The sequence below is a fragment of the Mesorhizobium sp. M0991 genome (assembly GCF_040318915.1).
GTDB lineage: Bacteria > Pseudomonadota > Alphaproteobacteria > Rhizobiales > Rhizobiaceae > Mesorhizobium.
This window is the reverse complement of record NZ_JAMYNE010000013.1, coordinates 77,642-89,780: the sequence shown is the minus strand read 5'-3', so window position 1 is coordinate 89,780 and position 12,139 is coordinate 77,642. Positions and strand designations below refer to the sequence as shown.

The 12,139-nt window shown below is 63.0% G+C and carries 12 protein-coding genes, 2 tRNA genes and 1 pseudogene; 11 read left to right on the top strand and 4 right to left on the bottom strand.

The window, feature by feature from the left end; genetic code table 11:
* The first annotated feature begins 1 nt into the window (after window position 1).
* The 10 genes and pseudogenes from NKH70_RS19815 to NKH70_RS19770 all read left to right on the top strand — a co-directional run bounded on the left by NKH70_RS19815 (window position 2) and on the right by NKH70_RS19770 (window position 8,795).
* Window positions 2-439, top strand: a complete 438-nt coding sequence (locus NKH70_RS19815; protein WP_023717347.1) for a VOC family protein — start codon at window positions 2-4, stop codon at window positions 437-439.
* Window positions 440-529: 90 nt separating this feature from the next.
* Window positions 530-1,557, top strand: a pseudogene (locus tag NKH70_RS19810) (ABC transporter substrate-binding protein).
* A complete protein-coding gene (locus NKH70_RS19805) occupies window positions 1,557-2,330 on the top strand; it encodes an ABC transporter ATP-binding protein (protein WP_352714742.1) in 774 nt (257 codons plus the stop codon). Before NKH70_RS19810 ends, NKH70_RS19805 begins: the two are co-directional and overlap by 1 nt.
* Window positions 2,327-3,082 (top strand): ABC transporter permease, encoded by a 756-nt coding sequence (locus NKH70_RS19800; RefSeq protein WP_352714744.1) that lies wholly within the window; start codon window positions 2,327-2,329, stop codon window positions 3,080-3,082. The genes NKH70_RS19805 and NKH70_RS19800 overlap by 4 nt, the downstream gene beginning before the upstream one ends.
* A 119-nt stretch (window positions 3,083-3,201) precedes the next feature.
* Window positions 3,202-4,368, top strand: a complete 1,167-nt coding sequence (locus tag NKH70_RS19795; RefSeq protein ID WP_352465582.1) for an ROK family transcriptional regulator — start codon at window positions 3,202-3,204, stop codon at window positions 4,366-4,368.
* On the top strand, window positions 4,365-5,129 hold the full coding sequence (locus tag NKH70_RS19790) for an ATP-binding cassette domain-containing protein (protein WP_352714746.1): 765 nt from the start codon (window positions 4,365-4,367) through the stop codon (window positions 5,127-5,129). The genes NKH70_RS19795 and NKH70_RS19790 overlap by 4 nt, the downstream gene beginning before the upstream one ends.
* 39 nt (window positions 5,130-5,168) lie before the next feature.
* Window positions 5,169-6,209 (top strand): sugar ABC transporter substrate-binding protein, encoded by a 1,041-nt coding sequence (locus NKH70_RS19785; protein WP_292663104.1) that lies wholly within the window; start codon window positions 5,169-5,171, stop codon window positions 6,207-6,209.
* Window positions 6,210-6,373: 164 nt separating this feature from the next.
* Window positions 6,374-7,369: an ABC transporter permease gene (locus NKH70_RS19780; protein WP_031193507.1), complete on the top strand. Its 996-nt coding sequence runs from the start codon at window positions 6,374-6,376 to the stop codon at window positions 7,367-7,369.
* Window positions 7,366-8,151: an SDR family oxidoreductase gene (locus tag NKH70_RS19775; RefSeq protein ID WP_352714748.1), complete on the top strand. Its 786-nt coding sequence runs from the start codon at window positions 7,366-7,368 to the stop codon at window positions 8,149-8,151. Before NKH70_RS19780 ends, NKH70_RS19775 begins: the two co-directional genes overlap by 4 nt.
* Entirely contained in the window at window positions 8,148-8,795 is a 648-nt protein-coding gene (locus tag NKH70_RS19770; RefSeq protein WP_352714750.1) for a GNAT family N-acetyltransferase, read from the top strand. The genes NKH70_RS19775 and NKH70_RS19770 overlap by 4 nt, the downstream gene beginning before the upstream one ends.
* Before the next feature lie 195 nt (window positions 8,796-8,990).
* Here the strand turns inward: NKH70_RS19770 and NKH70_RS19765 are convergent, their stop codons facing one another.
* Together NKH70_RS19765 and NKH70_RS19760 are read right to left on the bottom strand one after the other, a co-directional pair.
* A complete protein-coding gene (locus NKH70_RS19765) occupies window positions 8,991-9,311 on the bottom strand; it encodes a hypothetical protein (RefSeq protein WP_353025865.1) in 321 nt (106 codons plus the stop codon).
* Window positions 9,312-10,126: 815 nt separating this feature from the next.
* Window positions 10,127-10,202: transfer RNA gene (locus NKH70_RS19760), tRNA-Val, on the bottom strand.
* A 217-nt stretch (window positions 10,203-10,419) separates the two neighbouring features.
* Between NKH70_RS19760 and NKH70_RS19755 the strand changes: the two genes are divergently transcribed.
* Window positions 10,420-10,496, top strand: a tRNA-Asp gene (locus NKH70_RS19755).
* A 227-nt stretch (window positions 10,497-10,723) separates the two neighbouring features.
* Here the strand turns inward: NKH70_RS19755 and rbsK are convergent.
* The gene (rbsK, locus tag NKH70_RS19750; RefSeq protein WP_352977422.1) at window positions 10,724-11,665 is read right to left on the bottom strand and encodes a ribokinase; all 942 of its coding nucleotides are present in this window, start codon (window positions 11,663-11,665) and stop codon (window positions 10,724-10,726) included.
* 4 nt (window positions 11,666-11,669) lie between these two features.
* On the bottom strand, window positions 11,670-12,122 hold the full coding sequence (locus tag NKH70_RS19745) for an RbsD/FucU family protein (RefSeq protein WP_352977421.1): 453 nt from the start codon (window positions 12,120-12,122) through the stop codon (window positions 11,670-11,672).
* Between the last annotated feature and the right edge of the window lie 17 nt (window positions 12,123-12,139).

The following is a 12,139-nucleotide window of genomic DNA, read 5'->3' as shown; positions in this document are numbered from 1 at the left end:
CATGCCGGTCGGAGGCGCATATGCGATTTCAGACGTCTGCCTGCTCGTCGAAAACATCGAGCGGACGGTTGAATTTTACGTCGAGAAACTCGGCTTTCGCCTGCGGCGTCGCGCCGAGGGCTTTGCCGACTTCCATGGCGAGGGCGTCACACTGGCGGCGTGGGAGATCGACCACATCAACCGGCACACCGGCGTCTCGAAATTGAGGTCGCCGCGCCAGGCGCACAAGGTCTGCGTGGCGGTCAGGCTAGACGCGCCCGGCGAGATCGACCGGCTCCATGGCGAACTGGCAGCCAAGGGCGTGCCCTTCTACGGCCCGCCGGAGGATTATGTCTGGAATGCGCGCTGCGCCTATTTCACCGATCCCGACGACACGCTTTGGGAACTATACGCCTGGCTCGACGGCGGCCCCGGCGACTACCACGACGAACAGCCGTAGACGACGCCGCGCCACGGGAACGGCGCGCAATGAAGAGACGAGAACGTCTTGCAACAGGAGCGAAAAATGAGTGGGAACAGAGACTACGACATGAACCGCCGCAGCTTCGTGAAAGCCGGCTTCGCCGCCGTCGCGGCAGCTTCGGCCGGAATGCAGCTCGTGCTGACGCCCGGCGCCAGGGCTGCCGGAAAGGTCGTCATCCAGTATGATTGGTTGATGTCCAACGGACAGATCGGCGACATCGCCGCCGTCGCCAACGGCTATTTCAAGGACGTGGGCCTCGAGGTGGAATTCAGCCCCGGCGGCCCCAATGCGGCGACGGTGCCGCCGGTGATTTCGGGCGCCGCACAACTCGGCCAGTTTTCCGAAACACCGCAGCTCTACGCGGCGCGTGCCAGCGGCGTGCCGGTGAAGATCATCGCCTGCGGTTTCCGCACCGGTCCCTATGCCTTCACCTCGAAGCCTGCCAAGCCGATCCGCGGCGTGGCCGATCTCAAGGGAAAGAAGATCGGCATCCAGCCGACGGCGCGCTTCGTCATCGATGAGATCCTGGCCAAGAACGGCATTGATCCGTCCGAGGTCACCGTCGTCAATGTCGGCTTCGACAAGGCACCGCTGATGCGCGGCGACGTCGACGCGATTGGCGGATGGATCACCAACACCCAGGCACTGAGCGTCGTCGGCGACGACAGGATCGATCTTCTGGTGCGCGATCTCGGGCTGAACTCCTATGCCGACGTCTATTTCGCTACCGACACGGCGATCGAACAGGATGCGGAAACGCTGGCGAAATTCATCGGCGCCGTCGCCAAGGGCTGGGGCTGGGTGCACGCCAATCCGCAGGAAGCAGTCAAGAAGATGGTCGAGGCCTATCCGGAAATGGACCTCGGCTGGGAGCAGAAGACGATCAATCTGGTGCTGAAACTTTCCTTCGACGGTGCAACCGCCAAGGACGGATGGGGAACCTTCGATCCCGCCTCGATCGAGGAGCAGCTGGCACTGCTGGACAAGGTCGGCCAATACCCGAACGGCCGGCCCGCGGCAGCCGATGTCTACACCACCAAGATACTCGAATTGTCGGCCGCCGACCGACCAAGCTCGACGCGCCCGCCGCTTGATGGCGAACGCGATCGAAGCCCGCAGGCTGGATGTCGGCTATGGCGGCCGGCAGCCGATGGTGAAAGTGCTCTCCGGTCTCGACCTGTCGGTCGAGGTCGGCTCCTTCCTGTCGATCCTTGGGCCTTCGGGATGCGGCAAGTCGACCCTGCTCCGGGTAGTCGCGGACCTGCTCGATCCGCTCGGCGGCTCGATCAGCGTGCTTGGCGACACACCGCATGCGGTCCGTTCGCGGCGCGACGTCGGTTTCGTCTTCCAGGACTCGACCCTGCTGCCCTGGCGCACCGTGCGCGACAACGTCCGCCTGCCGCTCGATATCGGACAGGGACGCCTGACCCGGACAATCGACGACCGAACCGACGAGCTGCTTGATCTGATGGGGCTAGCCGGGTTCGGTGAGCGTCTGCCGCACCAATTGTCCGGCGGCCAGCGCCAGCGCGTGGCGATCGCCCGGGCGCTGCTCGGGCAACCCAGGCTGCTTTTGATGGACGAGCCTTTCGGCGCGCTGGACGAGATCACCCGCGACCGCCTCAACGACGAGCTTTTGTCGTTGTGGCGGCGCACCGGCACGACCATTCTTTTCGTTACTCATTCGATCGCCGAAGCCGCCTATCTCGGAGAACGGGTCATCGTTCTCGCCGCCAATCCGGGCCGCCTGGCCAGGGACCTGGACATGCTGCCGTTCAAGCAGGCGGGCAACCGCTGTTCGCGCGAGGATCCGGCGATCGTTGCCGCGATGGCCGAACTGCGCGGCGCGCTGGAACAGGCCTCATGAGGCAGGCGCCCTTGCCATCGGCGCTGGCCGTCGCCCTGCCCGTTTTTGGCGCGGCTTCGATCCTGCTCGCCTGGCAGTTCCTGCTGCCATGGCTCGGCGTGCCGGCCTATATCGTACCGACGCCGGCGGCCATATCAGGCGTGTTCCGGAAGAGTCTTGCTTTGCTGCTCAGCAATCTCTGGCCGACGCTGATCGAGGCGCTGGCGGGATTTGTCATCGGCAATCTTGCCGGTGTGCTGCTGGCGGTGCTGTTCGTGCACAACCGCATCCTGCAGGCCGCCTATTTTCCGATCGTGCTGTTCTTCAACACCATTCCCATCCTGGCGCTGTCGCCGATCATCATCCTGATCTTCGGGCTCGGCATGACGCCGAAGATCGTGATCGCTGCGGTGATCTGCTTCTTCCCGACGCTGGTCAACATGATCCGCGGGCTGGACTCGGCCAGCGACAACGAGCACGAACTGTTCCGGGTGCTATCGGCTACGCGCTGGGAGATCTTCTGGAGCCTGCGCCTGCCGAGAGCATTGCCGATGCTGTTCTCCTCGCTGAGAATTGCTTCGGCCACGGCCGTGATCGGCGCCATTGTCGGCGAGTGGATCGGGTCGGATAAGGGCCTCGGCGCGCTCATCATCCAGGCGACCTTCAACTATCAGTCGGACCGGCTCTATGCGGCGATCGTGCTGTCGTCGTCCTTGTCGATCGCGATGTTCTCTATCGTGGTTCTGCTGGAGCGACGTGCCATCCGCTATTGATCATGCCGTCGAGCGGCCATCCGCCAGGTTCGCTGTGCGCGGGCTGTAATTTATTTTTGAATTCCATTTGACTGAATAAATCTTCGGTGCCAGTCTGGCTTCTCTCGAGGGCGCAAGGCATGGCACTGCGGGGAACCAATCAGGAGTTCGGGCGGCCGTATAACCGGCGCATCGTGCTCGAATCGATCCGCCTTCATGGCCCGATCGCCCGTGGCGACATTGCCAGGCGGGTCGGGCTCACGGTGCAGACGGTGTCGACCATCGTTCGCGAGTTGGAAGAACACGGTTACGTGCTGTCGCTGCGCGAAGAGCCCAAGGGCCGCGGCCTGCCGCCGGCAACGCTGCGCATCAATCCGGAAGGCGGCTATGCGGTCGGCATCCATGTCACCCCGCTGGGCATCAATGCCGCCCTGATCAACCTGAGCGGCGACGTCATCGAGAGCACCTACCGCGAAGCCCCAAATGCAACGCCCGACCACGCTTTCGAGCTGATCGGCGCTATGGTGCTCGAATTGACCGCATTGCGGCCCGGTGGTCGCGTTCTTGGCATCGGCATGGCGCTGCCCGGACCGTTCGGCGTGGAGTCCATGAGCTTTGTCGGGCCGACCACCATGACCGGCTGGAAAGATGTGGCGCTGCGCGAACGACTGGCCGCCTCGACCGGGCTGCCGGCCTTTTTCGAAACCGACATGGCGGCGGCTGCTATCGGCGAGCGCCTCTACGGCCTCGGCACGGCATATTCCGAATATTACTACCTCTATTTCGGCGTTGGGCTCGGCGGCGTCATGGTGCATGACGGGGCCGCATTGCGCGGCGCCTGGGGAAACGCCGGTGAAATCGGCCACATTCCCGCGGTGCCGGGCGGCGAGCCCTGTCCGTGCGGCAATCGCGGCTGCCTCGAACGGTATCTCTCGCTCGAGGCGCTGCGGCGCCGCAACATCGCCGACGCCGACTGGGTGAGCGAGATCGCGCCGATCTTCCGCAACGCCGTCACCATCATCGAAAACCTGTTCGATCCCGAAACCATCATCCTCGGCGGGCTGGCGTCCACCGACCTGCTCGAAAGGCTTGCCGGCGCGGCTGCGCACCTGCCCAATTCGGTCTCGGCGCGAAGCGACCGCACGACGCCCCGCGTCAGCGTCGCGCGCGGCGGCCAGCATGCGGTCTTGCGCGGCGCCGCCGCGCTTGCCGTCTCAGGAGTGCTGTCGCCACGCTTCGGCCAGATCTTCACCGCCGAACGCGAACGCGGGCGAGATCTCCTGCATAACAAGGGGATCGCAGCATGAGCGAACCGCTGCTGGTGCTCGATAGCGTAGCCAAGAATTACGGCGCCATCGAAGCGCTGAAAGGCATCAGCTTTTCGATCGGCAAGGGCGAAGTGGTGGCGCTTCTGGGTGACAACGGCGCCGGCAAATCGACGCTGGTCAAGATCATTGCCGGCGGCCTGGAGCCGACCTCCGGCCGCATGCTGTTCGAGGGCAAGGAATTCCTCGCCAAATCTCCCGCCGAGGCCAAGGCTGCGGGGATCGAGACGGTCTACCAGGACCTGTCGCTTTGCACCAATGTCGACGTGGTCGCCAATTTCTTCATGGGCCGCGAGATCACCAGGAAGGTTCTCGGCATTCCGGTGCTCGACGAGCGCGCCATGGAGCAGGTGGTGCAAAAGGCGCTGGCCAGCGCCGGCACCCGCATTCCCTCGCTTCGCACCAATGTCGAGCATCTTTCCGGCGGCCAGCGGCAGGCCATCGAGCTTAACCGGTTCGTGCATTTTGGCGGCAAGCTAGTGCTTCTCGACGAGCCGTTCGCGGCGCTCGGTGTCGAGCAAACGCGGCGCGGCCTCGACATGATCCGCCAGGTGGCGAGCCAGGGCATCGGCGTCGTCATCATCACCCATATCATGCAGCAGGCCTTCCAGGTCGCCGACCGGATCGTGGTGATCCGGCAAGGCGTCGTGGCTGGCGATGTCGCACGCAACAAAACAAGTCCCGACGCGGTGATCAACATGATCACCGGAGAGACGCTCGCCGGTGCCGGACCGGCGAGCTGAGGGACAAATGAGGGGTCCGGCGCAAGAGGAGCGAACGACATGAAGAAAATACTTCTTTCCGTCTTCGGTATCCTGGCACTGGCCTTTGCCACGCTCACGCCGGCATTCGCCCAGTCCAAGGGCACCGTCTACTACATGGTGCCGACATTGCTCGATGAGTTCCAGACCGGCTCGGTGAGCGCGCTGGAATTGTTCCTGAAGCAGGTCGGCTACGAGATGAAGACGCTGAACGCCGACAACAAGACCGACGCGCAGCAATCGCAGATGAACGACGTCATCGCGCTGAAGCCGGCGGCCATCATCCTTGCCGCCGTCGATTTCAATGCGCTGAAACCGTCGATCGAGGCGGCCCGTGCCGCCGGCATCCCGGTCGTCGAGTTCGACCGCCAGATCACCTCGACCCCGTCCGACTTCACCTCGGTGGCCGGAACCGTCGAGATCGGCTACGTCGCCGCCGATCAGGCGCAAAAACTCCTGACCGCGAAGAACGGCTCGGTGAAGGGCAAGATCCTGCAGGTGCTCGGCGATCCGGGCGATCCCTATACGCTCGACATCCAGAAGGGTTTCGAGGAGAAAATGAAGGCGTTCCCGGACGTCAAGATCATCTCGCTGCCGGCCATGCAATGGGCAGCGGATGCAGCCGGGACCATCGTGAACGACCAGCTGCTCGCCAACCCCGACATCGATCTGATCTTCAGCCATGCCGCGCATCTTTCGGTCGCCGCCGTCGCCTCGCTCGAGGCCGCCGGCAAGAAACCGGGCGACGTCATGCTGATGAGCTCGAACGGCGCTCCGGTCGGCCTCGACCTGATCCGCAAGGGCTGGCTCAATGTCGAAGTCGAGCAGCCGCTCTACGCCCAGGCCGCGGCGGTCGCCATGTTCATGGACAAGGTGGTCAACAAGCAGGAGATCAAGCCCGGCGAATACGACGTGCTTGGCCTGAAATCGACCCTGACCAAGGAAGCGTGGGGGCCGAACATCAAGATCCCCGGCGCTGCGATCACCAAGGAAAATGTCGATAACCCGGCCTTCTGGGGCAACATGAAGCCGCCGACCGAAACCATAAAGCCGGTCGAATAGCGAACTCGCCGGAAGCTCCGGGCCATGCCGGCCCGGAGCCCAGCCCTGCAGCCCCGGCGCGTTCAAACGGACGCGCACGGGAACGTTGCAGCAATTTTCAACCGCGCCTGATAGTCCGAAGACCGAGTGGTTTTTTCGGGGCCATGCGCCAACCGGATCCGCAGATGAACCCCCGCACGCGCCAAACCCTCGAGTTCATCCTCGACAATCTCGTCTGGTTCATGCTGGTCTTCGTGCTGGTGGTCTTTTCCATCCTCATCCCGAACTATTTTCAGCTCGGCATCTTCGCCAACATCATCGAGGCGTCGAGCGTGCTCGGCGTGATGTCGATCGGCTTGGCGCTGGTCATCATCGCCGGCCATATGGACCTGTCGGTCGAATCGGTGGCGGCGCTCAGCGCCATGGCGGTCGGCATCCTGTTCTGCTCGTCGGGCATCGGCCTTGGCATCCAGTTGCAGCCGCAATGGCTGATGGTTCCGGTTTCGCTGCTCATCGCGCTTGCCGTCGGCGGCCTCATCGGCGCCTTCAACGGCTATCTGGTGGTCAGGGTGAAGATGAGCGCCTTCATCATCACACTGGCCTCCTACATCTGGGTGCGCGGCCTGGTGCTGGTCATCTCCGGCGGCCGCTCGGCGCAGGACCTTGCGCCGGCGATCCGCTGGTTCGGCATCCAGCGCCTGGGCGGCCTGCCGCTGACTGCCTGGATCGCCATTGCGTGTTTCGTGGTGTTCTCGCTGATCATGGCCAAGACGCCCTTCGGCAGGCACCTGGTCATGATCGGCGGCAACGAGACGGCGACCTTTCGCGCCGGCATCCGCGTCAACCGCAACCTTGTCATAGCCTTCGTTCTCGCCGGCGCCATCGCCGGCCTTGCCGGCTGGCTGCTGGCGATCCGCACCTCCGGCGCAACCGCCAATCTCGGCGTCGGCCTGTTGTTCAATGCCTTCGCCGCGGTCGTCATCGGCGGCGTCAGCCTGAAAGGCGGCGTCGGCACCTTACCCGGCGTCTATGCCGGCGTGCTGCTGCTCTCCGCCATCAACACGGCGATCAATCTGATGGGCCTGCCGGCCAACTTCACCCAGGTGATCCACGGCCTGCTGGTGCTCGCCGCCGTGCTGCTCGACGCGTTCAAGCAAACAATCCGCCAGAGGCTCGCATGAGCAGCCTACCGCAAACCGGGAGACTTTTTGGCAAGGTGGCGCTGGTCATCGGCGCCGCCCGCGGCATTGGAAAGGCGATCGCGCAGCGCTTTGCCGAGGAAGACGCAAAGGTGGTGCTGGCCGATACCGAGACCGAAGCCGGACAAGCAACGGCAGATGAGGTCGGCGCCCACTTCATTCGCACCGACATTTCGCAGATGGCCGATGCGGAAGCCGCCGTGGCGCTGGCCCTCGACCGTCACGGCCGGCTCGACATCATGGTGCAGAATGCCGGCATCTATCCCTGGCAATTGCTGGAAAACACCAGTCCCGACGACTGGGACCGGGTCATGGCAGTGAACTTGCGCGGCAGCTTCATCGCCGCGCGCGCCGCACTGGTGCCGATGAAGGCGCAGCACTTTGGCCGCATGCTGTTCACCTCCTCGATCACCGGCCCGCATGTCACCAGCCCCGGCCACGGCCATTATTCTGCGACCAAGGCCGGCATCAACGGGCTGATCCGTTCGGCTGCGCTCGAATTTTCGGGCTACGGCATTACAGTCAACGGCGTCGAGCCCGGCAACATCCTCACCGAAGGCATAGAGCAGCATCGCGGTGCGGCCTTCATCAAGAACATGGAAGACGCCATCCCGCTCGGCCGCCTCGGCAGCCCGCGCGACGTGGCCAACGCCTTCCTGTTCCTGGCCTCGGATGACGCCAGCTACATCACCGGCACGACCATCATCGTCGACGGCGGGCAGCTTTTGCCCGAGGGCAAGGATTTCCGGCTGCTGCCGCCATGATCCTCGATTTCGGCGGCGGTTTCTTCCTGCGCCGGGCGACCGCCGCCGATCATGCAGCGCTTGCGATGATCTGTCTCAAGACCGGCGATGCCGGCAAGGACGCCAGCGGCCGCGAGGACGACCCGGACCTGCTCGGCCTCCTCTACACCATTCCCTATCAGGTCCTCGAACCCGAGCTGGCTTTCATTGTCGATAGTCCCGCAGGTGCGGCCGGCTATCTGCTTGGTGCAGTCGAAACAGCCGCTTTCAATGCCAGCCTGGCATCAGACTGGTATCCCGACCTGCAGCGACGTGTCGCCGACCCGGGATCCGACAGCTCACACTGGCGCGGCAGCGATTGGGCGCGGCACAGGATCCATCATCCCGCTTTCGCTGTCCCGCCTGCACTGGCGGCCTACCCGTCGCACGGCCACATCGACCTGTTGCCGCAAGCGCGCGGGAAAGGCATCGGCAGGCGCGCGATGGCCTTCCTCGAGCAGCGCCTTGCCGCGAGAGGCTCGACCGGCATCCACCTCGAAGTCATGCCGGAGAACGATGATGCGGTAAGGTTCTACAAGGCGATCGGATTTGAGGTGGTGCAGGTGCCGAAGCGTTGTGTTTATGTGGCGAAACGGCTTGCTCATGCTCCGGCGATTGCAGGCTGAGCTGCGGCAAGCAATCGCTCAGGTTACCGGGAGGCTTATAGAACTACGATGCTGCCGTTCTGCAGCAGCCAGCTGCCCCGCGTGAACACCTTTGCCGCGGGAACGAAACCTTCGTCGGGACCACGTGTTCCACCACCAAAAAAGTCCGCAGCATCAACACGGTGCGGGCTAATTCGAGTGTTAGCGGAGCGTCTACTAGTCCAGCGGGAGCGGAAGGGGAACATCCGTAACCGTTCCCCCGGCCACAATCGAGAGCACATAAAGCAGATAAATGGCTAACACCAACAGCAGGAATGAACCGCTGGCAAAGACTCCCGCAACCGTGGCGTCGGGATAAGGTTCAACTTTTTCTTTCTTGAAGATTTCTTCTTCGTTACGGGTTGTCACAACCCGTTCGCCTGGAAGCCGGTTTTTTTCAGCCTCCTTCGATATCTTATCCGCGAGATCTCCTGCGATCACAGGATCATTCGGAAGATGACTCGTAAGCCACCCAGGAATATTTTCGCTTCCGCCCATGCCCATATGCAAGTAAGATTTAGCTTTCTTTTGTGCTCCCTTAAATTACTGTAAGTTTTAACTTTCGGCAATCGTTTGCCGCATAGCGAGGCATCAGACCAGACTTAAGTCCCAACAGAAAGACCGTTTGAATCAGACTAAAGTCCTAGTAGACTCATCCGCGTCACCCGAACCGTGAAGCATTTGCGAGCGGAGATACGGTAACGACAACGAAACCATTGGTTGTGTTGAGGCTGGTGCTTGCCTGCGGACAACTCAGTATCGAGGGTCCATGTGCACTACGGGGGACCTTAGCGTCGACAAACCACGTGCGTGTTAGCCAATCTCGATACCATCACCCTCGACACGCCTGCCTTGGCTCTGCGACCTCTTCAGCAGTGAATGTGACGCCTCGATCAGCCGGCGCGATAGGGCGATCGTGTAGCGAAGTTCCTCAATCAGCGCGGTTCCGTGTTCAGTGGTCTGACGAGGACGTGCTACTGAGATGTTATCGGGTTCGCGAGGGAATTCTTTCACGTTCCGACCTCCAAGCCATGCCGACATTATCGCGAAGGGTCAACGCCCGGAATTGACTCTTATCCGGGCAACGAAAGAAGCCTGCCGCGTCTTTTCGATGCGGCCGGGCGATCAGAGATTGCGCCGGGCGGGTCAGCTTTGGGGCGATGGAGTGTAGCCCGGTGCATGCAGATTGGCGAAATGATAAAGGATACCAGATGGTTGCGTCTACCAATCGCCAGTTGGACGAGTCGCCTGCAGTGCAGGCGTATGAGCCTGACGTGGCACGAACATGCCTGGTTGAAACACGTGGCGGAAAATGGTGGGCGATGACGGGCTCGAACCGCCGACATCTTCGGTGTAAACGAAGCGCTCTACCAACTGAGCTAATCGCCCGCTCCGGGCCGGACCTTTAAGCAGTTAGGACCGGCTTCGCAAGGCCAAATGAGCGGCCAGCGGCTTGGCCGGGAGCCGGTTTCGGCAACAAAGTTCTGCTTGTCAAAAAACCTTCTGCTGTTTGCTGTTATGCTGTTCGGGTCCGCTTGACACCCGGTGGCTTACCCCTTATCCACCGCCCCAACGACGAACACGGCTGACACGTGCTCGTCCATGCGCGGGTGTAGCTCAGTTGGTTAGAGTGCCGGCCTGTCACGCCGGAGGTCGCGGGTTCGAGCCCCGTCACTCGCGCCATTTCTCCTTGGGGTCACGTCCCCTTGATGTCGGAGAAATGTCGACGTTGATTTGTCAAAACCATCTTCTTTCGTGACCCAGTCCAGGTTCATTGCTTCGAATGGCATCGATCGTCATCCATCGACCTGCCAGCCTGTTGTGGTCCAGCCTGAAGACGATAATCTCTCGGACAGGCGCCGAGTCTAACCCATTCGCTCCCGCCACAGTCTCATCCCGCAGCGACGGGCTCACCCCCTCGCCAGCAGCGCCTCGACTTCCGGCAGCGTCGGCATGGACGGGGCGGTGCCTGGACGCGTCACCGAGATGCCGGCGACGGCGCAGGCAAAGCGCACCGCCCGCAAAGGTTCCATCCCCCTCGACAGCGCCGCAGCCAGGCCGCCATTGAAGGCGTCGCCCGCGCCGGTGGTCTCGATGACCGGGCCGGCGGCGACCGCCGCGACATGCTCGGAACGATCGGCCGCATGCAGCAGCGCACCCTTTTCGCCGAGCGTCACGATGACCGCGCCAACGCCTTTCTCCAGCAGACTGTCGGCGGCACGGCGGGCATCGTCGATGGAGGACACCTTGATGCCGGTCAGTTCCTCGGCCTCAGTCTCGTTCGGCGTTACATAGTCGCAAAGCGTGTAGCTACGGTCCGGAAGCTTGGCCGCCGGCGCCGGGTTGAGGATGGTGGTCACCCCTGCCCCGCGCGCGATCTCCAGCGCCCGCAGCGCCGCCTCGATCGGCTGTTCGAGTTGGGTGACGAAGACGCCGGCCGCGCGGATCAGGCCGGCATTTGCCTCGATATCGACGGGCGAGATCAGCATCGCCGCACCGGGGCTGACGATGATGGCGTTGTTGCCGCTCGTCTCCTCGATGAAGATATAGGCGGCACCGGTGTAGCTTTCCGGCGTGTCGATGACGGCGCTCTTTACGCCGGCCTGCGCCCAAGTCTGCCTCGCCATGTCAGCGAAAGGATCGACGCCGAGGCGGGTCAGAAAGGTGACGTCGGCGCCGAGCCGGCCGGCCGCCACTGCCTGGTTCGAGCCCTTGCCGCCCGGGCCGAGCGTAAAGGACGTGCCCAGGATCGTCTCGCCCATGCGCGGCTGGCGGGCGGCGCGGTAGGCGGTGTCGGCGACGAAGACGCCCAATATGACAATAGGCTTCATGACGATCGGTCTTCCCGGCATGCCGCTACTCCGCATCCGGTGGCACGACGCCCTTGCGGAAGGCAAAACAGCCATAGAAGCGGCGCTCGCCGGTCTGGATGACGCAATAGGCCTTCTTGGCGCGTTCGTAGAAGGCGTAGCGCTCGACCGAGATCATCGGCCAGGCCTTGCCCTCGGCGGCATCGATCTCATTTTGCACTTCCTGCTGCACGACAGGGATTTCGCCCGGCTTGCCGACGATCTCCATGCGCGCGGCCGCGTCGTCGACGAAGGTGTCCAGCGGATAGAGCGAAAGCACCGCCTTGACCACGTCGGCCGCCGATGCATCGATGCGCAGCAGCCGCCCAAGCACAGTCTGGCGCGCCACCGAATCGGACGGGAAATTGGTGTCGGCGATAATCAGATCGTCGCCGTGGCCCATCGCCCGCAGCGCCTGCAGCACATCGGCATTGAGCAGGGGATTGATTCCTTTGAGCATGGTATTCCTCGCGAAGT